22 protein-coding genes are annotated in these 22,112 nt (G+C 70.5%); 11 read left to right on the top strand and 11 right to left on the bottom strand.

Annotated elements, in window-relative coordinates; translation table 11 throughout:
• Positions 1–8: 8 nt before the first annotated feature.
• From OOZ19_RS00670 to OOZ19_RS00660, 3 genes are all read right to left on the bottom strand, one after another.
• Positions 9–2,321: a molybdopterin cofactor-binding domain-containing protein gene (locus tag OOZ19_RS00670; RefSeq protein WP_266087034.1), complete on the bottom strand. Its 2,313-nt coding sequence runs from the start codon at positions 2,319–2,321 to the stop codon at positions 9–11.
• Positions 2,322–2,531: 210 nt separating this feature from the next.
• Positions 2,532–3,752, bottom strand: a complete 1,221-nt coding sequence (locus OOZ19_RS00665) for an oxygenase MpaB family protein (protein ID WP_266087032.1) — start codon at positions 3,750–3,752, stop codon at positions 2,532–2,534.
• A 127-nt stretch (positions 3,753–3,879) separates the two neighbouring features.
• Complete coding sequence (locus OOZ19_RS00660; RefSeq protein WP_266087030.1) at positions 3,880–5,103, bottom strand: oxygenase MpaB family protein; 1,224 nt, start codon at positions 5,101–5,103, stop codon at positions 3,880–3,882.
• A 282-nt stretch (positions 5,104–5,385) separates the two neighbouring features.
• Between OOZ19_RS00660 and OOZ19_RS00655 the strand changes: the two genes are divergently transcribed.
• Positions 5,386–6,048, top strand: coding sequence for a TetR/AcrR family transcriptional regulator (locus tag OOZ19_RS00655; protein WP_266087028.1), 663 nt, complete (start codon positions 5,386–5,388; stop codon positions 6,046–6,048).
• A gap of 137 nt (positions 6,049–6,185) precedes the next feature.
• On the opposite strand, the gene pstB is transcribed toward OOZ19_RS00655, so the two are convergent.
• From pstB to OOZ19_RS00625, 6 genes are all read right to left on the bottom strand, one after another.
• Complete coding sequence (gene pstB / locus OOZ19_RS00650) at positions 6,186–6,962, bottom strand: phosphate ABC transporter ATP-binding protein PstB (RefSeq protein ID WP_266087026.1); 777 nt, start codon at positions 6,960–6,962, stop codon at positions 6,186–6,188.
• A 10-nt stretch (positions 6,963–6,972) separates the two neighbouring features.
• The gene (pstA, locus tag OOZ19_RS00645) at positions 6,973–7,887 is read right to left on the bottom strand and encodes a phosphate ABC transporter permease PstA (RefSeq protein WP_266087023.1); all 915 of its coding nucleotides are present in this window, start codon (positions 7,885–7,887) and stop codon (positions 6,973–6,975) included.
• Complete coding sequence (pstC, locus tag OOZ19_RS00640; RefSeq protein WP_266087733.1) at positions 7,884–8,855, bottom strand: phosphate ABC transporter permease subunit PstC; 972 nt, start codon at positions 8,853–8,855, stop codon at positions 7,884–7,886. Before pstC ends, pstA begins: the two co-directional genes overlap by 4 nt.
• 148 nt (positions 8,856–9,003) lie before the next feature.
• Positions 9,004–10,119 carry a phosphate ABC transporter substrate-binding protein PstS gene (pstS, locus tag OOZ19_RS00635; protein ID WP_266087021.1) on the bottom strand — a complete coding sequence of 372 codons (1,116 nt, stop codon included), beginning with the start codon at positions 10,117–10,119 and terminating at the stop codon, positions 9,004–9,006.
• Positions 10,120–10,334: 215 nt separating this feature from the next.
• On the bottom strand, positions 10,335–11,285 hold the full coding sequence (mshD, locus tag OOZ19_RS00630; RefSeq protein WP_416309373.1) for a mycothiol synthase: 951 nt from the start codon (positions 11,283–11,285) through the stop codon (positions 10,335–10,337).
• Between the two features lie 142 nt (positions 11,286–11,427).
• Positions 11,428–12,180: a winged helix-turn-helix transcriptional regulator gene (locus OOZ19_RS00625; RefSeq protein ID WP_266087019.1), complete on the bottom strand. Its 753-nt coding sequence runs from the start codon at positions 12,178–12,180 to the stop codon at positions 11,428–11,430.
• A 123-nt stretch (positions 12,181–12,303) separates the two neighbouring features.
• On the opposite strand from OOZ19_RS00625, the gene OOZ19_RS00620 reads away from it, so the two are divergent.
• The 6 genes from OOZ19_RS00620 (at position 12,304) to OOZ19_RS00595 (ending at position 16,654) form a co-directional block, all read left to right on the top strand.
• Positions 12,304–13,131: an alpha/beta hydrolase gene (locus OOZ19_RS00620; RefSeq protein ID WP_266087017.1), complete on the top strand. Its 828-nt coding sequence runs from the start codon at positions 12,304–12,306 to the stop codon at positions 13,129–13,131.
• A 153-nt stretch (positions 13,132–13,284) separates the two neighbouring features.
• Positions 13,285–14,091 (top strand): LmeA family phospholipid-binding protein, encoded by an 807-nt coding sequence (locus OOZ19_RS00615; protein WP_266087015.1) that lies wholly within the window; start codon positions 13,285–13,287, stop codon positions 14,089–14,091.
• On the top strand, positions 14,088–14,585 hold the full coding sequence (locus tag OOZ19_RS00610) for a TlpA family protein disulfide reductase (protein ID WP_266087013.1): 498 nt from the start codon (positions 14,088–14,090) through the stop codon (positions 14,583–14,585). The genes OOZ19_RS00615 and OOZ19_RS00610 overlap by 4 nt, the downstream gene beginning before the upstream one ends.
• Before the next feature lie 422 nt (positions 14,586–15,007).
• Positions 15,008–15,454: a DUF4395 domain-containing protein gene (locus OOZ19_RS00605; RefSeq protein ID WP_266087011.1), complete on the top strand. Its 447-nt coding sequence runs from the start codon at positions 15,008–15,010 to the stop codon at positions 15,452–15,454.
• A 46-nt stretch (positions 15,455–15,500) separates the two neighbouring features.
• On the top strand, positions 15,501–16,346 hold the full coding sequence (locus OOZ19_RS00600) for a sulfurtransferase (protein ID WP_266087009.1): 846 nt from the start codon (positions 15,501–15,503) through the stop codon (positions 16,344–16,346).
• 2 nt (positions 16,347–16,348) lie between these two features.
• Entirely contained in the window at positions 16,349–16,654 is a 306-nt protein-coding gene (locus OOZ19_RS00595) for a DUF1416 domain-containing protein (RefSeq protein ID WP_266087007.1), read from the top strand.
• 61 nt (positions 16,655–16,715) lie between these two features.
• Here OOZ19_RS00595 and OOZ19_RS00590 read toward each other — a convergent pair whose 3' ends face one another.
• The gene (locus tag OOZ19_RS00590; RefSeq protein ID WP_266087005.1) at positions 16,716–17,462 is read right to left on the bottom strand and encodes a methyltransferase domain-containing protein; all 747 of its coding nucleotides are present in this window, start codon (positions 17,460–17,462) and stop codon (positions 16,716–16,718) included.
• 249 nt (positions 17,463–17,711) lie between these two features.
• On the opposite strand from OOZ19_RS00590, the gene OOZ19_RS00585 reads away from it, so the two are divergent.
• Positions 17,712–18,353, top strand: coding sequence for a heme-binding beta-barrel domain-containing protein (locus OOZ19_RS00585; RefSeq protein WP_266087003.1), 642 nt, complete (start codon positions 17,712–17,714; stop codon positions 18,351–18,353).
• A 44-nt stretch (positions 18,354–18,397) separates the two neighbouring features.
• Here OOZ19_RS00585 and OOZ19_RS00580 read toward each other — a convergent pair whose 3' ends face one another.
• Complete coding sequence (locus OOZ19_RS00580; protein WP_266087001.1) at positions 18,398–19,246, bottom strand: aminodeoxychorismate lyase; 849 nt, start codon at positions 19,244–19,246, stop codon at positions 18,398–18,400.
• A 199-nt stretch (positions 19,247–19,445) separates the two neighbouring features.
• On the opposite strand from OOZ19_RS00580, the gene OOZ19_RS00575 reads away from it, so the two are divergent.
• The 3 genes from OOZ19_RS00575 to OOZ19_RS00565 all read left to right on the top strand — a co-directional run bounded on the left by OOZ19_RS00575 (position 19,446) and on the right by OOZ19_RS00565 (position 22,067).
• Positions 19,446–19,907: a Fur family transcriptional regulator gene (locus OOZ19_RS00575; protein ID WP_266086999.1), complete on the top strand. Its 462-nt coding sequence runs from the start codon at positions 19,446–19,448 to the stop codon at positions 19,905–19,907.
• A complete protein-coding gene (ygfZ, locus tag OOZ19_RS00570; protein WP_266086997.1) occupies positions 19,904–21,067 on the top strand; it encodes a CAF17-like 4Fe-4S cluster assembly/insertion protein YgfZ in 1,164 nt (387 codons plus the stop codon). Before OOZ19_RS00575 ends, ygfZ begins: the two co-directional genes overlap by 4 nt.
• Before the next feature lie 166 nt (positions 21,068–21,233).
• The gene (locus OOZ19_RS00565) at positions 21,234–22,067 is read left to right on the top strand and encodes a 3-keto-5-aminohexanoate cleavage protein (RefSeq protein WP_266086995.1); all 834 of its coding nucleotides are present in this window, start codon (positions 21,234–21,236) and stop codon (positions 22,065–22,067) included.
• Positions 22,068–22,112: the final 45 nt, after the last annotated feature.

Here is a 22,112-nt window from a genome sequence, read left to right as displayed (position 1 = left end):
TCCTGGGGTCAGCGGGCGTGGTCGCGCCCGTCGGTCGGTGATTCGGGGATCGGCGGCACCGTCGGCTTCGGGTCGAAGGCGAGCGTGCCGTGGTTGATCGGGAAGGTGGTGGGCCGCTTCCCGGTGGCGCGCCCGTAGGCGCAGGCGACGGCCGCCACCGTCGCGGAGACGGCGAGTTCGCCCGCCCCGCCCGGCTCGTCCGAGGTGTCGGGCATGATCACGACCTGCAGCTCCGGCGGGACGTTCCACTGCCTCGTGTAGGAGTAGTCGTCCCAGCTGGCTTCGAGGAAGTACCCGTCGCGCAGGTGCAGCCCGGCGGTCAGGGCCAGCGCGATGCCGTCCATGGCTCCGCCCATGAGCTGCGCTTCGAGCCCTCGGGGGTTCACGACCAGCCCGGCGTCGACGACGAAGACGACCTTGGTGACCCGCGGCCCCGCCACGCCGTCCCGGATGGGCCGCTCGACCGTCTCCGGGGTGCAGTCGATCTCCACCAGCGCGGCGGTGGCGCAGCGGTACTCGGCGTGGAACGCGATGCCCTGGGCGGTGCCGGGCGGCATCGGCCTCCCCCAGTCGCCGACTTCGGCGGCCTTCGCGAGCACCGCGCGGGACCGGTCGTCCTGCAGGAACTCGTGCCGCAACCGGTACGGGTCCGCGTGCAGCTTCGCGGCGAGACCGTCGACGACGAGCTCCCGGCCGCAGGTGACGTCCGGGGAGTAGACGTTGCGCATGCTGCCGGTGTTGAAGCTCCCGTCCGTCTCGGCGAGCAGCTGCGTGGTGGGGCCGAAGTCGTAGGGCATGGACTGGCTGAGCTGGAACATCACCTCGGAGAACGCGATGTCGCCGCCGGGTGCCCCGCCGACCAGGGCGGTGATGATCTCGCCGAGCCCGTGGCTCCAGTCGGTGGCCACGCTGGTGTGCCGCTGGTCGTAGCCGAGGACCCGGTTGCCGACGTGCGCGAGCCGCACGCGGGAGATCGCCATCGGGTGGGTGCGGCCCTGCCGGGAGTCGTCGGCGCGGTGCCACATCAGCTTGACGGGCTTGCCCAACGCACGGGAGATCTCCGCGGCCTCCCGCGCTCCGTCGAAGAACAGCTTGCGCCCGAACGAGCCGCCGCCCTCGGTGACGTGCACCCGCACCGCCGACACGGGCAGGCGCAGGTCGGCGGCGATGGTCTGCTGGGCGAGGATCGGGGATTTCAGGCTCGACCAGATCTCGGCGCCCTCGGCCCGCACGTCGGCGACGGCGCAGTTCGGTTCCAGCGCGCTGTTGCTGCGGAAGTGGAAGGTGAACTCCTCCTCCACCACCTCCACCGGTGGTCGCGGTCCGATGGGGAGTTCGGCCGCGCGCAGGTCCGCGAGCACGGTCTCGTCCGATTTCCCCGCCGCCGAGCCGGGTTCCCACGTCACCTCCAGCGCCCGCACCGCGTCGATGCACTGGCCGAAGGTCTCGGCCCGCACCGCCACCCCGGTGGAGATCACGACGACGTCGGTGACGCCGGGCATGGCGCGCACCTCGGCGAGGTTGGTCGCGGCGCGGACCTCGCCGTTGATGGTCGGCGGACGGCAGACCATCGCCGGTGCGGCACCGGGCACGGCCAGGTCCATCGCGAACGCCTTGCGCCCCGTGACGGCGGCGAGCCCGTCGATCCGGTTGTGCGGGGTGCCGATGACGGTGTGCTCGTGGCGCGGGGTGAGCTCCACCTCGGCCCGCCGCGTCCGGGTGCTCGCGGCCTTCCCGGCGAGCTCGCCGATCCCGAGGCGGGCCCCGGAGGGCGAGGTGATGACGCCGCCGCGCAAGTCCAGTTCCCCCGCCGTGGCCCCGAATTCGACCGCGGCGGCGGCCAGCAAGCCGTCCCGCGCCAGCGCGGCGGCGATCCGCACCGGCAGGTAGGTCGCGATCGTGGTGTTGGAACCGCCGGTGAGCTGGTTGAACACCAGCTCCGGGCGGGCGTCGGCGAGCGTGACCCGCACCCGGTCCACCGGCAGCCGCAGTTCCTCGGCGATGAGCATCGCGGTGGAGGTCGTGATGCCCTGCCCCGTTTCGGCCCTCGGCAGCGCGAACGAGACCGTGCCGTCCGCGTTCACGGCGACCGCGATCAGGTGCGAGGTCGGGCGGGCCGCCGCGGTCATCAGGTCGTTGGCGTCGAAGAACTCGGCCAGGCCCGGCGACGGCACCCCCGCCGCCGGGGTCGCGGCGCCCGGTTCCGGGACGCCCAGTTCCGCGGCGGCCACCAGCGTCGGGGCCGCCACCAGGTACCCGAAGAACCGCCGCCGCCCGAGGACGTGCGCATCGCGTTCCGAGCGGGGTTCACTGCCGGTCATCGATCTCTCCCACTTCCGGCCGGTTCGAGCACCACTCGCCGCAGGGGCACCGGGGTGGGATCGGTGCCGCGACGTCCGCCGCCGACATCGATCCCGTTCCCGGATTGCGGTCCGCCCGAGCGATCACGCGCTTCCACGGTGTCCCGGTGCGCCCGCGCGGTCGCACCGGCGGGCGTTCCACGCCCCACCTCAACAACGTCCTGCGCAGGCTCAGGATGGCCGGTTCCCGGTGGGGATCGAGATGCTGATCGGGTAGTCCCCGCGGGACAGGAACAGCAGCACCGCCTGGCGGAGGACCTCGTCGAACGCCCAGTAGGCCTGCTGCGTACCGGGGAACACGTCGAGCAGTCCTTCGCGCACGGCGATGAACGGATCCCACAGGTTGGCCAGCAGCGGATCCCAGATCGGTTCCTCCGGGATCATCAGCCACTCGGCGACCTGGTCGCCGAGCATGAAGCGGGTCAGCGCGCCGATGACCGGCCTGCTGAGGATGCTGCCGTCGATCTCCTTGCCGAAGTCCATCAGGATGTCGGCGAGGTTGACCCCTTCGGCGGTCGGCGCCAAGATCGGCGTGAGGACCTGGTCGGCCTGCGCGTTGGCCTCGTCCCAGCTCGCCGGGATGTACTCGTCGGCGATCCCGAGCATGTGCGCGCTCATCTGCCACGAGTGCAGGTACGCCTCGGATTCCTCGGGCGGGATCGGCACTCCCCACTCGACCATCTTCCGGTTCACGGTCGTGGCGAGGCTGTGCCAGGTGACCATCATGTCGGCCTGGCTGATCGGGATGTCCTCGGGCGCGACGTCGCTCCAGTGCGGCGACTGCGGCAGCAGGTTGCGCACGCCGGCGTGCGTGAGCCTGGTCTTCACGCAGGTCACGATCATCTCGCCGTCCGGCTGGAACGCCTTCGGGGTGCCGATGTCGTAGCCGAGCTTGGCGGTCTTGGTGATGCGGTCCTTCATGTCGGAGCCGCCGTAGGAGTGGTAGACCGCGCGCGCCTCCTTGGGGATGACGGTGCTCATCATCCCGCTGGCCATGCCGTACAGGACGCCGAGGTAGAGGCCGCGCTTCTCGTTGAACGTGTAGGCGAGGTCGAGCTTGCCCTGGTCCGCCCAGGCGGGCAGCCGCCGGGCCTCCTCGATGAAGTCCCGCAGCTCCGGGGGCAGTCCTTCCGGCAGCTCTTGGGCGTTCTTCGTCCACTGGCGCAGCAGCTCGTTCACGCGGGGCACTTCGCCCCGTTCGAGCAGCGAGCCGACGAGCTGGTCGGCCACCTCGTCCCACACCCACCTCGGGTCGGCGCCGGTGCCCGTGCCCAGCACCGAGCCGCCGGGCGACCAGGTCCACGCCATCGCCGGGGAGGCGGTGCCGAGCGCGCCCAGCGCGCCCAGCGCACCTCCGGTGGCCAACAACTTTCTCCTGCTGAGTTCGCTCATCCTGAACTCCTCCTTGAGTTCCGCGGATCGAGGATCGACTTCGAAATCTGCGTCGGGGAGGTTCTGCCGGGGCACGGGAACGCGCCGTCCGGGCGGTCTCGCGATCGAGCCGGGGAGGGACCGGGGTTCAGCCGGGCCGGTTCGCGGTCGGGATCTCGATCTTCGTTTCCTCGCCCTTGGTGAGGTAGAAGAGGATGTACTGCCGAGCGGCCTCGTCGAGGGTCCAGGCGACCTCCGGCACCGCGGGCAGCGGAACGAGGTTCTCCCGGAACTTCACCAGCAGCGGCCAGGCCTCCTTGATCAGCGGATCCCACACCGGCTCCCGGGGGATGGCGTCCCAGGCCGCGACCTCGTCACCGCCCAGGTAGCGGGCGAGCGCGTTGCACAGCGGCCTGGTCACGCCGAGGGGCGGGCTCGTCTGCTCGGCGAGCTGCCCCAGCAGGACGTCGGTGAGCTCCACGCCTTCGGGCGTGGGCCCCATGTTCCGGCCGAGGATCAGGTCGGACTGGCGTTCGGCGGCGGCCCAGGTCGCGGGGATGTACTCCTCGCGGATGCCGAGCAGGTAGGCGGTCACCTGCCACAGGTGCAGGTACGCGTCGGACTCCGCCCGCGTGATCGGCACCTCCCAGTCGAGCATCCGGCGCATCGCGAAGGTCGGCAGGGTGTGCCAGGTGACCAGCATGTCCTCCTGGCTGATCGGGATCCGCTGCCCGCCGCTGGTCTGCGACCAGCCCGGCGAGCTCTGCAGCAGGTGCCGCACGGCCGAGTGCACCAGCCGGGTCTTGACCGACTCCACCACGACGGACCCGTCGGGCCGGTAGGCGTTGGGCTCGCCGACGGCGAAGCCGAGGATGCTCGTCTTGGCGACGCGGTCCTCCATGTCGGCGCCGCCCTTGGAGTAGTAGACGGCGCGAGCCTCCTTCGGGATGGCGGTGCTCAACATGCCGCCGCCGACCCCGTTGAGCAGGTTGAGGTAGAGACCCCTGGACTTGTTGAACTCGGCCGCGAGCTCCAGCTTCCGCTGGTCCGCCCAGTCCGGGAGGCGGCGCGCTCGCGCCATGAACGCCCGCAGGTCCTGGGGCAGCTCCTGCGGCAGCTCGTGGTCGTTGCGCGTCCAGTTCCACAACAGCCGGTTGACGTCGGGCACGTCGCCGCGGTCGAGCAGCGAGGCGACCAGCGAGTCGGGTTCGTCGTCCCACACCCACCTCGGATCGGCCCCCGCTCCGGTTCCCGCGATGGAACCGCTCGGCGACCACGTCCAGGCCATCGCCGGCGACGCCCCGCTCAGTGCGCCCAGTGCTCCCAACGCCGCACCCGAGGCCAATACCTTGCGTCTGCTGAGCCCATCCATGCCCTGAACTCCTCCTTGAGTTCGCGAAGAGCCGGTTGATACGGTGATACACGAACCGACACCGTGTTTCACAGAGAAGCACAAGACGATCGCCGACGCCAGGCTTGAATCGCGAATACCCCGACCAGCGGACGGCATCCAGACCTGGAGATCCGGCGAAAGGAGCAAGCGCTCAGCCCAGGTGCACCACATCCGCGACCGGCGGCGATCGACCGCTCGCCGACGCCGTCCGGCGACGGGGACCGGTCCCGAACGTGGCGGGAGGCCACCGTGGAACCTGTAATGTCCGATCCCATGACGCCGCAGGACTCCGAATCACTGCTGGAGCGCGCGTTCACCGAGGCCATGGACAGCGCCGAGGACACCGACGAAGCCACCGCGCGCGTCCTGGACGCGGCCTACGAGCAGTTCTGCCGGCTGGGCCTGCGGCGGTCCACGATGGAGGACGTGGCGCGCCGCGCGGGGGTCTCCCGGATCACCGTCTACCGCCGGTTCACCACCAAGGACGCGCTGGTGGAGCAGGTGGTCCGCCGCGAGTTCCGGCGGTACTTCGACCGGTTCCGCACCGACGTCCGAGGCGCCGAAACGGTGGCGGACCGGGTGGTGCTCGGCTTCGCGAGCGCGCTGCGCGCCATCCGCCGCAACCCGCTGATCGGCGGGCTGATGGAGGTCGAGCCGGAGGTGGTGCTGCCCTCGATGATCAACGACGGCGGGCGGACCATGGCCACCGTGCGGCGGTTCCTCGCCGGGCAGCTCCGCCGCGAGCAGAGCGCCGGGCACGTCTCCGGCGACGTGGACGTGGAACTCGTCGCCGAGCTGATGGTCCGCGTCTCCGCGTCGTTCCTGGTCATCCCCAGCGAACTCGTCGACCTCGACGACGACGAGCAGGTCCGCGCCGTCGCCGAGCGATTCCTGGTCCCGATGCTGGGACCCACCGCTGCTTGATCCGGACTCCACGCGTCGTCACGTCGCGGACGATTCCCGCGCTGTCGCCAGAGCGGACCTGAGGCCCCGCACGACGAGGCGCCCGCGACTTCGCGTGAAGTCGCGGGCGCCTCGGACGGCGGTGCGTGCCGAGCGGATCAGCCGAAGCGGCCCGAGATGTAGTCCTCGGTGGCCTTCTGACCGGGGTTGGAGAAGATGCGGCCGGTCTCGTCGATCTCGACGAGCTGACCGGGCTCACCCACAGCGCGCAGGTTGAAGAACGCGGTCTGGTCGCTGACGCGCGCCGCCTGCTGCATGTTGTGGGTGACGATGACGATCGTGTACTCCTGCTTCAGCGTCGAGATCAGGTCCTCGATCGCCAGCGTGGAGATCGGGTCCAGCGCCGAGCACGGCTCGTCCATCAGCAGCACGTCCGGCTGCACCGCGATGGCGCGCGCGATGCAGAGCCGCTGCTGCTGACCGCCGGAGAGGCCGCCGCCGGGCTTGCCCAGCCTGTCCTTGACCTCTTCCCACAGGTTCGCGCCGCGCAACGCCCGCTCTGCGACCTCGTCGAGGCGCTTCTTGTTCTTCTCCCCGGCGAGCTTCAGCCCCGCCACCACGTTGTCCCGGATGGACATCGTGGGGAACGGGTTCGGCCGCTGGAACACCATGCCGATGGTGCGGCGGACCTGCACCGGGTCGACGTGGGCGCCGTAGATGTCCTCGCCGTCGATGAGCACCTTGCCCTCGACGCGAGCACCGGCGATGACCTCGTGCATCCGGTTCAGCGAGCGCAGCACCGTCGACTTGCCGCAGCCCGAAGGGCCGATGAACGCGGTGACGCTGCGAGCCGGAACCTGCAAAGTCACGTCCTGCACGGCGTGGAACTTGCCGTAGTACAGGTTCAGGTCCTTGATATCGAGACGCTTGGCCATGAAAACCGCCCTACTTGGTCTTGACGGCGAACAGCCTCGACAGCAGCGACGCAGCGAGGTTGATCAGCATGATGACGAGAACGAGGGTGAGCGCGGCGCCCCAGACGCGGTAGTCGCCCGCCTCGGTGCCGGTGCTGCGCTCGGTGTAGATGACCAGCGGCAACGAGGCCAGGCCGCCATCGAAGAGGTTGAAGCTGATGGCCTTCGCGTAGCCCACCAGGATCAGCAGCGGCGCGGTCTCACCGAGCACGCGGGCCAGGCCGAGCATGACGCCGGTCAGGATGCCGGACAGCGCGGTGGGGAGCACGATCTTGACGATCGTCTTCCACTTCGGCACCCCCAGCGCGTAGGAGGCTTCGCGCAGTTCGTCCGGGACGATCAGCAGCATCGTCTCGGTGACCCGCACGACCACCGGGACCATCAGCAGCACCAGCGACAGCGCCACCGCGAAACCGCTGCGGTTGAAGCCGAAGGTCGTGATCCACAGCGCGTAGATGAACAGACCGGCCACGATCGAAGGCAGGCCGCTGAGGATGTCCACGGTGAACGTGGCGACCTTCGCGAAGCGCGAGTCCTGCCCGTACTCGATCAGGTAGACGCCGACGAGCACGCCCAGCGGCACCGAGATGATCGCGCACACGAGGCCTTCGAGCAGCGTCCCCATCAGCGCGTGGTAGATGCCGCCGTTGAAGTCGTTGGCGGTCAGCCCGTTGAACGAGTGGCTCCACCAGTCCGGCCGCAGCAGCGGCGCGAGGCCCTTCTGCAGCAGCGTGAACAGCACCCACAGCAGCGGGATCACGGCGATCACGAACGCCGCCCCGAACATCGTGGTCGCCGCGCCGTTCTTCAGCTTCCGCCCGAGCCCGAGCGGCTGGAACGCCGGTGTCGCAGCGGGCCGTTCCACGTCAGCGGTGTCCGTTCTCATGCTTTCCCCTTACCGCTGGCGCTCTCGATCCACCGGGCGATCGCGTTCACCGCGAAGGTGAGCACGAACAGCACCAGACCGGCCGAGATGTAGGCGCCGACCTGCATGTCGTTGACGAACTCCGCGGAGCCGAGGGCGATCTTCGAGGCGAAGGTCGCGCCGGCGTCGAAGATGCTGAAGTTCGGGCCGATGTTGACGCCGCTGAGGATGATCGTCAGCGCGACGGTCTCGCCCAGGGCTCGCCCGAGCCCGAGCATCGAACCGCCGATGAAGCCGTTGCGGCCGAACGGCCACACCGTGGTGCGCACGACCTCCCACCGGGTCGCGCCGAGCGCCTGGGCGCCTTCGATGTGCGCGGTGGGGGTGCGCTGGAAGACCTCGCGGGTGACGCCGGTGATGGTCGGCAGGATCATCACGGCCAGCACGATCCCGGCGGTGAAGATGTTCGCACCGCTGTTGGCGGGCACGTTGCCGTCGGCGAAGATCGGCACCCAACCCAGGTTGGTGTTCAACCAGCTCGCGACCGGGTTCAGCACCGGCGCCAGCGCTACGACGCCCCACAGGCCGTAGACCACGGACGGCACCGCGGCCAGCAGGTCGACGACGTAGGCGAACGGCCGCGCCAGCGAGCGCGGCGCGTACTGGGTGAGGAACAGCGCGATGCCGCAGGAGACCGGCATCGCGATCACCAGCGCCACCAGCGAGCTCGCCACCGTGACCCAGGCCAGGTCGGTGATGCCGAACTTCAGGTTGTTCGGGTCGCTGGTGTCCCAGACCCGGCTGAACAGGAAGCTCACCTGGTTGGCCTGCAGCGAGGGGAAGGCCCGCAGCAGGAGGAAGATGCCGACGGCCGAGATCAGCGCGACGATGAAGATCCCGGAGCCGGTGGCCAGGGACTGGAATACGCGATCACCCGCGCGGACTACCTTCTTCGGTTCGTCCGCGGCGGGTGCTTCGGGAGCGGAAATGGGGGCCTCCGGTCCGGAGCTGGACGCCGGAACGCCCCGACGGGCGCCGGTGTCGTCACCGGTGCCCGCGGGGCGTTGATCGGCTCGGGTCGAGTCGGTCACTGCGGTTCGCAGCCTCTCACTTCGGGACGTGCGCCGAGGTTCAGCATCAGGAGATGGCGTTGACCGCGGTCAGCACCTTGTCCTTGAACTCCTGCGGGAGCGGCACGTACCCGGCTTCTTCGAGTTCGGTGGGGTTGGCGTTCGCGGCGATGGTCAGCGCGGCCTTGACGCCCTTGGCGGTCTCCGGCTCGTAGCCCTTCGAGCACACGATCTCGTAGGTGTTGAGCACGATCGGGTAGACGCCGGGGGCCTTGTTGCCGTAGATCGAGTCGAGGTCGACGCGCAGGTCGTTGCCCTCGCCCTCGATCTTGGCCTCGTTGATGGCCTTGCCGACGTTGGCGGTGGTGAGCTCCACCGGGCCCGAGCCGCTGTCGATCTTGGCGATGCCGAGGCCGAGGTTCTTCGGGAAGGACCATTCGATGTAGCTGATGCCGCCGGGCGTGGCCTGGACCGCCTGGGAGACCTGGTCGCTGCCTTCCTTGCCCTGGCCGACGCCGGGGCCGCCCCGGAACTGCTTGCCCTCGCCGGTCCACGCGCCGTTGGTGGCGGTCTTCAGGTACTTCTGGAAGTTGTCCGAGGTGCCGGACTCGTCGGAGCGGTAGAACGGCACGATGTCGAGGTCCGGCAGCTTCTTGCCGGGGTTGAGCGCCGCGATCGCCGGGTCGTTCCAGTTCTTGACCTGACCCTGGTAGATCTTGCCGATCAGCTCGGGGTTCAGCGTCAGGTCGCTCACGCCGGGGATGTTGTACGAGATCGCGATCGGCCCGAAGACCATCGGGAGGTTCCAGGCGGGGTTGCCCTGGCAGCGCTCGGCGGCCTTGGCGACCTCGCCGTCCTCCTCGTCCAGCGGCGAGTCGGACCCGCCGAAGTCGATCTGACCGGCGTTGAAGGCGGAGACGCCCTTGCCCGAACCGGACTTCGTGTAGCGCAGCTCCTGGCCCTCGCACTTGGAGCTGTAGTCGCGGGCGAACACGTCCATGGCGTTCTTCTGCGCGGAGGAGCCCTCGGAGGAGACGGGCTTGGTGCCGCATTCCACGTTCAAGTTCGACAACGCCGGGTTGACGTCCTCGGCCTTGATGTTCTGGTCGCTACCGCAGGCCGACAGCACGAGCGTGCCCGCCGCGAGGAAGCCCAGCGCGGCACTGTGGCGCTTGATCTTCACTTCGGTTCCTCCATGATCAGGGAAACACCGTGGACGCGGCACGCTGCCGCTCGTCCTGGAACGCTAAGCAGCGGGAGTGGACTGGCGCCATGCAGGAAGTGAACGAGAAGTGAACATGGCACGCTTAGTAAGCAGCGCCACGTTCCAACGGGTGACGCGCAATCTTGTCGTGACCTTGCCGTTCGCAACCAGTGATCCAGCGGCCCGGCGTCGGCTCAGCGCCCGAATTGCACGTCGATGTCCGTCCGCTCGAAGCCCAACCGCTGGTAGACCTTGATGGCAGGCACGTTGTCGCCCTCCACGTAGAGCAGCACCCAGGAACAACCGACGTGCCGCAAATACCGCAATCCGGCCACGGTCAGCGACTTCCCCAACCCGTTACCCTGCGTGTCCGGGTCGACGCCGACGACGTACACCTCACCCTCACCGCCCGGGTGCACCTTCGTCCAGTGGAAGCCGAGCAACCGGTCCTGCGAGTCCACTGCGAGCAGGAACCCGGCCGCGTCGAACCAGTCCTCGCCCTCCTTCTCCCGCAGGTCCGCCTCGCTCATCGCGCCCTGCTCCGGATGCCACTGGAACGCACGGTGATTGACCCGCACCACCTCGGGCTCGTCCGCGCCCGGCCGGAACGCACGGATCGTCACCGACTCCGGCAGCGACACCTCCGGCAGGTGCGCGTCGGAGAGCCGCACGCCCATCCGCCACAGCTCGCGCGGCCGGGCGAAGCCGAACCGCTCCGCCAGCCGCAGCGCACCCGGGTGCTCCCCGTGCGACCACACCCGCAACCTGCCGCTGTCGCCCTCGGGGCCCGGCGCCAGGTCGGCGCGTTCCAGCAGCGCCTCGACGAGCCGGGTGCCGACACCGCGGCGCCGGTGCTCGGGGTGCACCGCGAGCTCCGCCACCAGCGGCTCGCCCGGTTCTCCTTCGACGTCGAGGTGGGCGTAGCCGAGCAGGGCGTCCGCGGCGTCGCGCACCACGAAGTGCTCCGACCGCACGTCCGCCTGCACCGGTTCGATCTGCTGCGCCACGTCGCGGTGCGCGCGCAATCGCAAGATCACGTGCTCCCCGGCGGGAGCGACCCCGTCGGCCTGCTCCGCCGCGCCGAGCAGCGCCATCACCTCGGCCACCTCGGCCTTGTCCAGTCCGTTCCGCCACGTCAGCTGCACGGCCCCGACGTTACCCACCGACCGCCTCGCCGCGACACGTGACGAAGTCGGCCGGTGCGCAGCGCAACGCCCCCTGGCCGCTAGGCGCCAGGGGGCGTCGCAATGCTCTCCGGCGGACTCGTCCGCCGGTCGTCCGAGCAGGTCAGGCGTGCGAGGCGATGATCGCTTCGGCTTCGGCGACGGCGGTCGCGTCGGCGTCCACCGGGGTCTTCGGCTGCGCCTGGCCGGGACGGGCGGGGCGGACGAACTTGTAGCCCACGTTGCGCACCGTCCCGATCATCGAGTCGTACTCGGCGCCGAGCTTCGCGCGCAGCCGGCGCACGTGCACGTCGACGGTGCGGGTGCCGCCGAAGAAGTCGTAGCCCCACACCTCCTGGAGCAGCTGCGCGCGGGTGAACACCCGGCCCGCGTGCTGCGCCAGGTACTTGAGCAGCTCAAACTCCTTGTAGGTGAGCTCCAGCGCCCGGCCCTTGAGCCGCGCGGTGTAGGTCGCCTCCTCGATGACCAGGTCGCCGACCGACAGCGAACCGTCCGCGGTGGCGTTCTCACTGCTCCGGCGGGTGGTGAGCAGCCGCATCCGCGCGTCGACCTCGGCGGGGCCGCTGGTCGGCAGCAGGATGTCGTCCACGCCCCACTCGGCGCTGATCGTGACGAGGCCGCCCTCGTTCACGATCGCGATCACCGGAGCGTCGCCGGAGGCGAGCACGCGGCACAGGTCCCGCGCCCCCGCCAGGTCGGTGCGGGCGTCGACCAGCACCACGTCGTGGGTGCCGGCGGAGAGGATCGCGCCGGGGTCGGGAGGCAGGACGCGCACGCGGTGCGGCAGCAGGGCCAGTGCGGGCAGTGCGGCTTCACCGTTCTGGTCGCTGGTCAACAGCAGCAGTTCGGAACTCATGCGGGGGGGCCTCCCGTCCCAGGGCCAACACCGAAGCGGCTGGCTCACGAAGGCCGTTCAGCCAGCGTGCTGGGCCGGACGACCCGGCTTCGTTGCCTGTGGATACCAAGCACAATAACCCTGATGAGTGCGAAAACCCCAGGTGAAACCGACGGCGTCACATTTGTGAATGGGCCGCGAAGCCACGTTACGGCCACGTTTCGGCCGCGCCCGATCACGCTGACCGCGGCCGACGGGGTCCGGCTCCGCGGCCTCTACCACCGCTGCCCGCGCAGCTCCGACCTGGCGTTCGCCGTCGGGCACGGATTCACCAACCACATCCGGAAACCCGCGGTGCGCCGAGTGCTGCGGCGACTCGCCGAGCACGGCTCGGTGCTCGCCGTCGACTTCCGCGGCCACGGCCGCTCCGCCGGGGTCACGTCCGTCGGGCCGACCGAGGTCCAGGACATCACGGCGGCGTTGACCCGGCTGCGCGAACTGGGGCACCGGCGCGTCGTCACTCTCGGGTTCTCGCTCGGCGGTTCGGTGGTGCTGCGCCACGCGGCGCTGGCCGCACCGGCCGAGCGTCCCGACGCGATGATCTCGGTGAGCGGCCCGGCGCGCTGGTGGGTGCGCGACACCCCGGCGATGCGCCGGGTGCACTGGCTGCTGGAGCAGCCGCACGGCCGGTGGGCGGCGCGGCTGCTGGGAGTGCGGCTCGGCGGCGAGTGGCCCGAGGTCCCCGCCTCGCCGATCGAACTGGCGTCGCGGCTGGCCCCGACCCCGACGCTGCTGGTGCACGGCACCGACGACCACTACTTCCCGGTCGCCGACGCGCAGGCGCTGCACGCCGCCGCGGGCGGTGAGCTGTGGCTGGAACCGGGCATGCGGCACGCGGAGAGCGCCACCGGCGGCGACCTCGTCGACCGGATGGCCGCCTGGGCGCGCACCGCCGTCGGCCCACGACCGTGAGCAGCCGCGCAGCGGCGCGATGGCCTCCGCGAACCACCTGTTGCCGAGCACACCTGTCGGTGGCGGGCGGTCAAGTGCGAAGGTGAACCGGATCAACCCCGCACGATCCACTCCGCCCCGAATCCGAGACCCCGACAGAACGGACCGCTCGCGGTGAAGAAGCTCGTCGTCACCCTCGTCATCGTCCTCGGCCTGCTGGTGGTCGCCGACTACGGCGCGGCGTCGGTCGCCGAGTACCAGGTGTCGCAGAAGGTCCGCGAGCAGTTGAAGCTCGACGAGGACCCGTCCGTCCGGGTGCACGGATTCCCGTTCCTCACCCAGGCCGTCGCCGGGGACTACCAGGACGTGGAGCTCGCCGCGAAGGCCGTGCGGGTCGGGCAGCTCAGCGAACTCGGCGTCGAGGCGAACCTGCACCACGCCCGGGTCGCGCTCGGCGACGTGATCGCGGGCAAGGCCGACGAGATCCAGGTCGACGAGCTGGTCGGGCGGGTGAAGCTCAAGGCCTCCGACGTGGGCCGCTACATCGGCATCACGGACCTGACGATCAACCCGGCTCCGAAGGACGCGCTCGACGAACCGGCCGACGGCAACGACGGATCGGGCGGCACCACCGGGACCGGGGCGAGCGACCCGAGCAGGGCCACGGTCGCGCTCGACGGCTCCCTCGACATCGCGGGCAACAACGTGCGGGTGAAGGTCATCGGGGTGCTGTCGCTGCTCAACGGCCAGATCACCATCGAGCCGAAGAAGCTCGACATCGCCGACCAGGCGCTGTCCGACATCCCGCTGGGCGACGTGTTCGAGAAGTCGATCCTGCAGCAGTTCACCACCACCATCGACCCCGGCGTGCTGCCGTTCTCCGTCACGCCCACCGCGGTCCGGGTGGAACGGGGCGCGCTGGTCATGGAGGGCACCGCGCAGGACGTCACGATCGGTTCCGGCGGGGTGACCACCGGATGACCGGCTGGGTCGTGCTGCTCGCCGTCGTCGCGGCGACGCTCGTGTTCGGGGTGATCTGGCGCGCCCGCGAGGGCCGGGTGCGCCCGGCCGCGACGACCACCCCGCTCGGGACGGGTGAACCCGCGGACGGATCCGGGAAGACCGAGGCGTCCGCGGACGTTGCACCGGACGTGCCCGATCAACTCCCCGACGGCTTGCGCGCCCGGCTCGGCGACCTCGACGGAACCGGGGTGACGCTGCTGCAGCTGTCCACCACGTTCTGCGCGCCCTGCAGGCACACCCGCATCCTGCTGGCCGACCTGGCGCAGCGCACCGAGGGCATGCGCCACGTCGAGGTCGACCTCACCGATCACCCGGAGTGGTCCACGCCGCTGCGCGTGCACCGCACGCCCACGACGCTCGCGCTGGACGGCTCCGGCAAGGAGCTGTTCCGCGTCGGCGGGGTGCCCCGCCGCGACGAGCTCACCGCCGCGCTGCGACCGCACCTGCCATGAGCGCCACCGCTCCCGCCGCGGTTATCCGGATGCTGGGAAACCCGGAAGCCAGAACCGCGAGCACCGTCACCGCAGCTGCCGAGAACCTCCCGCGCGGCACCGGTGAGCTGCTGTTTCACCGCGCCGACGCGGCGAACCGGAGTACGCGATGCGTCTCACCCAGTGAACATTCTTCCCGCCGATCGGTCGAAACGGGTAGCCTCCGAGCCGTGCATGTACTGCTGACCCGACGGCGCGCGGTGGACTTCTGCCGCGTGGGCAGCAGCCTGTGTCCCAGGCACTGACCGGGCGGTAGGACGGATGCCCGTGGCGCTCGCAAGGAATTTCTCCTGCGCAGAAGCCCGCATCCAGCGCCGCCGGACGGACCGGTCGATCAGCCGGTCCACGAGATCCGGTCCACCCTGTCGGTACCGCTACGGAGGATGCTCATGCCCGCCACCCTGGACCCGCGTGGAGTCCGCTTCACCGCCGCCATCACCAGCGTGATCCTGGCCGTCGGCCTGGTCACCGGGAGCTGGCGCGTGCTCGCGGTGCAAACGGTGCTGTTCGCGTTGTGCGCTTTCGTCGGCATGGGTCTCAACCCGTGGGGAGCGGTGTTCCGCTCCGCCGTGGCGCCGAAGCTGCGCCCGATCCCGGAAGCCGAGCGGGAGGCCCCGGCGCCGGTGCGCTTCTCGCAGGGCGTCGGCTTCGTGTTCACGGTGGTCGCCACCGCCGGATACGCCCTGGAATGGTCCACGTTGGGCATGGTCGCCAACGCGTTCGCGCTGGTGGCGGCGTTGCTGAACGCGGTGTTCGGCTACTGCCTCGGCTGTCAGCTGTACCTGGTGCTGCGCCGGGTCGTCCCGGCGAAGCAGGCCCACACCGGGTGAGTCCACAACACACGTGCAAGGAACGAGAACAAGAAGGAGTCGCTCGATGAGCCGTGCAGAGGTCCTGGTCTCCACCGATTGGGCCGAACAGAACCTGAACACCGACAAGGTCGTGTTCGCCGAGGTGGACGAGGACACGACCGCCTACGACGGCGGCCACATCCCCGGCGCCATCAAGCTGGACTGGCGCAACGACCTGCAGGATCACGTGCGCCGCGACTTCGTCAGCCGGGCCGGCTTCGAGAAGCTGCTCTCGGCCAAGGGCATCTCCAACGACGACACGGTGATCCTCTACGGCGGCAACAACAACTGGTTCGCCGCGTACGCCTACTGGTACTTCAAGCTCTACGGCCACCAGGACGTGAAGCTGCTCGACGGCGGGCGCAAGAAGTGGGAGCTCGACGGCCGCCAGCTCGTCAAGGACGAGCCGAACCGCGCGGGCACCAGCTACCAGGCGCAGGAGCCCGACACCTCGATCCGCGCGTTCCGCGACGAGGTCGTCGACGCCATCGGCGCGCAGAACCTGGTGGACGTGCGCTCGCCCGACGAGTTCGCGGGCAAGCTCGTCGCGCCGGCGCACCTGCCGCAGGAGTCGGCGCAGCGCGCCGGGCACATCCCGCAGGCCGTGAACGTGCCGTGGAGCAAGACCGCCAACGAGGACGGCACCTTCAAGTCCGACGACGACCTCAAGAAGATCTACGCCGAGGCCGGTCTGGACGACTCGAAGGACACCATCGCCTACTGCCGCATCGGGGAGCGCTCGTCGCACAGCTGGTTCGTGCTGCGTGAGCTGCTCGGGCACGCCAACGTCAAGAACTACGACGGTTCCTGGACCGAGTACGGCTCGCTGGTGGGCGTGCCGGTCGAGAACCCGAGCCAACAGGGAGCGTGAGCATGAGCCTGGACGGATGCGGTGCGCCGCAGCAGACTTCGACCGCCGTCGCCGAGGACACCGATCAGATCGTCGTGACCGGCAAGGTGCACTCCGGTTCCACGCCGGTCGGCGGGGCGTTCGTGCGACTGCTGGACGCCACCGGTGAGTTCACCGCCGAGGTCGTGTCCTCCCCGGAGGGCGACTTCCGGTTCTACGCCGCGCCCGGATCGTGGACGGTGCGCGCGCTGCACCGCGACGGCAAGGGCCAGTCGGACGTGTCCGCCTCCGGACCGGGCGTCCACGCCGTGGACATCGCCGTGGCCTGATCCACGAAGATCGCGACAGGGCCGGTACCCGCTCGGGTACCGGCCCTGCTGCGTCCGGCGTTCAGGCGCGGCGGGAGCGCAGCATGGCGAAGGCCCGTTCGTCGCGGTCGGCGCGGGCGGGTTCGGAGCCCTCCTCGCAGCCGACGGTGACGAACTCGACGACCTCCCAGCCGGTGCGCTCGAACAGCCGCTTCAGCCCGGCCTCGGAGAAGATCCAGAAGTTGGTGGCGTCGTTGTTCGCCTCCGCCGGGTCCAGCAGGTAGGCGACCGGCTGGTCGCGCAGCGGCGTGCCGTCCGGCGCCTGCCGCGCGACGCGGGTGGACAGGAAGCACAGCTCGGCCCGCTGGGCGAGCGCTTCCAGGACGTAGAACGGGTTCTTCAGGTGGTAGAGCAGCCCGAGGAAGAACACCGCCCCGTACCGCTCGGCGGGCAGCGCGAACTGCGAGTCCAGGTCGATCTCGTGCACCCGCACCGAGGAGGACAGCTCCTCGACCAGCCGGCGCGCGGCGCGCAGCCCGTTGAAGTTCGTCGGCGGGTTGTCGATCACGTCGACCTGGCAGCCCAGTTCGCTCTCCAGGAAGAAGCCGAAGTCCCCGTCGGCGGCGCCGATGTCGGCGATCCGGCTCCCGGCGAGGGTGTCGAACACCGACCGGTTCCGGTCGGAGAGCAACCGGTCCAGGTGGAAGATGTTCGCCATCGTGTCGTACGGGTACCAGTCGAACTCGGCGGGCGCGAGCTTCTCCTTGCGCGCGAGCAGATCCTCCCGGAAGGCCAGCGCGTGCTCGCGCAGCGTGTCGAAATCGGTCATGCGGCCCGGTTCCCCCCTGCTGTGGCGATCTGTGCTCCGGAATCATGCCCGACGCCACACTCCACGGGCCGCTCGCGGTGGTTATCCTTTGCGCGTGGAACTCATACCTTTCCTGCACTACGGCCTCGTCTCGCTGCTCGTCGTCGCCACGATCATGGTCCTGTGGTTCGCCGGGTACGTGTTGTTCCGGCTGTACAACGACTGACCCGCGAGGCTTGCCGCGCCGGTGCCGCGGGTAATCTGCGAACGATGACTGCGACGTCCAACCAGCCGGAGCCCGGTAGCGGCGATGCGGCCGTGCAGGCCGCCGCCGAGCGTGCCGAGGTCACCCGCGAACGCAACGTGCCGTCCTTCGACGACCTGCCCGGTGTCGGCGACACCGCGAACCTCCGCGAAGGCCCTGACCTGCACAGCGCCTGCTTGATGCTGCTGCCGCTGGTCGGCGTGTGGCGCGGTGAGGGCGAGGCGGCGCACCCGTCGCAGGACGAGAGCTACCGCTTCCTGCAGCAGGTCACCTTCGCCCACGACGGGCGCCCGTTCCTGTACTACGAGAGCAGGGCGTGGCGGCTCGACGGCGAGGGCGGCTCGGTGGTGGCCCCCGCGTTCCGCGAGGTCGGCTGGTGGCGACCGCAGCCCGACGACACGATCGAACTGCTGCTGGTGCACAGCACCGGCGTCTCCGAGATGTTCTTCGGGCAGCAGCGGAACAAGACGACGTGGCAGCTGGCCACGGACGCGGTGATCCGCACCCCCACCGCCGAGGACGCGACGGCCGCGAGCCGGCTCTACGGCGTGGTCGACGGGTCGCTGGCCTACGTGGAGGAACGCGCCACCTCGGAGCACGAACTGCAGCCCCGCCTGTCCGCGAAGCTCGAACGCATCGTCGGCTGACGATCGGCCCCGCGATCTCCCGTGAGATCGCGGGGCCGATCGCTTCAGTAGAGGGACTCGTAGAGGCCGGTGAGGTCCCGGTACAGCTCCGGGTCCGCCTTGATCGGAGTGCCGTCGAGGGTGTGCACCGGGGTGACCAGCCGGACGCTGGAGGTCATCCACACCCCGTCGGCGGTGCGCAGCTCCTCTTGGTCGAAGGGCTCGACCTTCGTCTCCCAACCGGCCTTCTCCGCGGCCCGGAACAGGGCGCCCTGCGTGGTTCCGGGCAGGATGCCGCTGCTAGGCGGGGGCGTGATCAGGGTTCGGCCGCGGGCCAGCACCACTGCCGACGTGGGGCCTTCCAGCACCGACCCGTCGGTGGCCGTGAAGATCACCTCGTCGGCGCCGCGGCGTTCCGCTTCGCGCAGCGCGGCCATGTTCACCGCGTACGACAGGGTCTTCGCCGACAGCAGCAGCCACGGCGCGCGTTCCTTGAGGTCCGGTGCGAACCCGCGATCGAGCGTGACCGCGACCAGGCCGTCGCGGCGCTTGCGCAACGTGTCGGGGCCGACCGGGGATCCCATGGCGAACCCGGTGGGCGTGCCGTCGCCGCCGTCGACGCCCCGGCTGCACACGAGCTTGAGGGCCATCTCGTGGTCGGTGTCCCACGGCCACGCGTCGATCACGGCCTGCGCGGCGCGCTCCCACGCGGCGCGCGGCGGGGTCGGGATGTCCAGCAGCGCGCCGGAGCGCTCCAGCCGGTCCAGGTGCGGCCCCATCTCGCGGGCGTTCCGCGCCACCACCAAGATCGTTTCGAAGATGCCGTCGCCACGGGTGACCGACAGGTCGTCGGCCCGCATCAACGGCGCTTCGGGATCCGCCAACGTCCCATCCAGCAGAGCCAATACGCGCATACCCGCAGACTAAGCGCCCGAGCTCGACCTCGTTCCGCGCGGTGGGTCCGCGTGGCGAAGCCGCGCCCGGACGCGCGCAGCGCTCAGCCCCGTCCAGCAGCCGCCACCCGCCGAGGCGGAGCGAGCGGGCGGATCCCTCGGAGCGGTAAGGCATACGATCGGAGGGGTACGTCAGGATCGTCGAGCACGGGAGCCGGCAGTGGGTGAGACGGGATCGCTGCGCACCACGCTGCACCGGCACGGCATGCGGGTCACCCCGCAGCGGCGGCTCGTGCTCGACGCCGTGCGCGAGCTCGGCCACGCCACCCCGGAGCAAGTGCACCGCCGGGTGCGCAGCACCGCGCACACCGTGAACATCACCACCATCTACCGTGCGCTGGACGCGCTCGAGGACATCGGGCTGGTGCGCCACACCCACCTCGGGCACGGCGCTCCGACGTACTCGGCGGATGAGCACGAGCACGTGCACCTGGTCTGCCACCGGTGCGGGGAGATCGACGAGGTGCCGTGCGATCTGCTGGACGACCTCGCGGAGCTGCTGCGGCGGCGAAGCGGGTTCGAACTGGACGCCACGCATCTGGCGTTGTCGGGAACGTGCCGCGGCTGCCGCGGTGCCGATGACGTCGACCACTTGGAGCGCGCGGTCGAGGAGACACGATGAACTCACCCCTGCTGGAGCTGCCCGGAGCCGTCGCGGCCCCGGAGGAGGCCTCGCTGGACACCTCGCTGGACGTGGGTGTGGCGTGGCACTTCGGCGACCCGTTCGCCGAGCAGCGCTCGGCGACGCGATCCGCGGTGGTCGTCGACCGGTCGAACCGCGCGATCATCGCGGTTCCCGGCGAGGAGCGGCTGAGCTGGCTGCACCTGGTGCTCTCGCAGCACCTCACGGAGTTGCCCGAGGGGCAGGGCACCGAGGCGCTGGTGCTCGACAGCCAGGGCCACATCGACTGCCACGCGATGGTCGCGCACCACGAGGGCGTGGTGTACCTGGACACCGAGGCGGCGGCGCGGGCTTCCAGCGCGCTGCCCTCGATGGGAGTGGACGGCGAGCAGTCGCTGCTGGAGTACCTGGAGGCCATGCGGTTCTGGTCGAAGGTCGAACCGCGCGACGCCTCCGGCGAGTTCGCGCTGCTGAGCGTGCTCGGCCCGGACGCGGTGGAGCTGCTCGGCAAGGCGGGCGTGAGCTCGGTGCCGACGAACCCATACGAGGTGGTGGGCCTGCCCGGCGGTGGTTTCGCGCGGGCCGTGCCGTTCCGCGGGCTGTACACGGTGGACTTGGTGGTGCCGCGGGATTCGCTGGTCGACTGGTGGACGCGGTTGACCGACGCAGGCGTGCGCCCGGCGGGCACGATGGCCTACGAGGCGCTGCGCGTGGAGGCGCTGCGCCCGCGGGTCGGCGTGGACACCGATGATCGGGCGATCCCGCACGAGATGGGCTGGATCCACACCGCCGCGCACGTCGCGAAGGGCTGCTACCGGGGCCAGGAGACGGTGGCCAAGGTGCACAACGTGGGCAAGCCGCCGCGGCGCATGGTGCTGCTGCACCTGGACGGTTCGGTGGAGATCCGGCCGGAGACCGGTGATCCGGTGTGGCACGGGGAGCGCAAGGTCGGCCGGGTCGGCTCGGTGGTGCTGCACCACGAGCTGGGCCCGGTGGTGCTGGCGCTGCTGAAGCGGACCGCGCCGGTGGACGTGGAGCTGGTCGCGGGCGACGCCGAGCAGGACCGGGCGGTCGCGGCGGCCGTCGACCCGGATTCGGTGCCGCCGGACACCGGGGAGCCGCCGGGCCGGATCGCCGCGCAAGGACTCCGCGGGCGCTGAGGCGCTCCCGGCCGCGGTGGCCGGTGGCGCGCGTTGGCCGGATCCCGCGCACAGCGGGCGATCGTGGCCACCGTGGGTGAAGTCGGCCGCACCGGTCACCCGTCCGATGGTCATTTGACGGATCGGAACAACTACGCGCCCCCGTGGGTGTGCCAAGATCACCCCCATGACAGGGTCGCCGGAACCGACCGGCACGGTGCTCGCCGTCGCCGCGGCTCAGCCTGGCGACGGCACGTCCACATCGGTCGCGGAGATCGTGCGGTCCGCCGCCGGGTGCGCGCGGGTCGGCGCGGCCGTCGTCGATCTGCCGCCCGTTCCGGGAATCCCGCTCGGTGATCTGGTCGCGACCGTGCGGGAGCGGACGGGCCTGCTCGTGCGGGTCACCGGCTCCGAGGCCACGCCGCTGCCGGAGCTGGTGGACTGCGGCGCGCACGCGCTGAGCTGCCCGCTCGACGCGTCACCGGAATTCGTGCGGGAACTGCGCGCGGGCGCGCACGAGCGCGGGACGGCCGTGCACTTCCTGGCCCGCGGCTCGGCCGATCTGGCCGTGCTGCGGGAGATTCCGGATCCGGCGCACGTGATCCTCGTGTTCACCGGCGAAGCCCGGTTCTCGACCGGAGCGGAGTTCCCGGGCTCCACCGGCTCGGGCGAGAACCACGGATCACCCGAGACTTCTCGTGCTAGCCGCTCGCCCCGAGCGGGCGCACGGGGTACGCCGAGCACCGTGACCGAATTTGCATCCGCAATGGAGCTGCTGCCGCGGGGAACGGGATGCACCGCCGCCGGGGTCGGATCCGCGGGACTGCCGGTGCTGCTCGCAGCGCTCGCGGCGGGGGCGCACGTCCGGATCGGACGCGCCGACACCCCCGACTACGCGCCGGGGACGCCGGCCCGGGACGACGCGCAACTGGTCGCCAGAGCCGCCGGCGTCGCGAAGATCGCGCAGCGCCCCCCGCTGCCCCCGGACCAGGCGGCCCCGGCACTCGGGATCAAGACGTGATGCGGGAGCACTTGCAGGACATGCACACTGGACGCACCAGCCGCG

The organism is Saccharopolyspora sp. NFXS83 (assembly GCF_026241095.1).
GTDB lineage: Bacteria > Actinomycetota > Actinomycetes > Mycobacteriales > Pseudonocardiaceae > Saccharopolyspora_C.
This window is presented reverse-complemented; position numbering and strand designations above follow the sequence as displayed.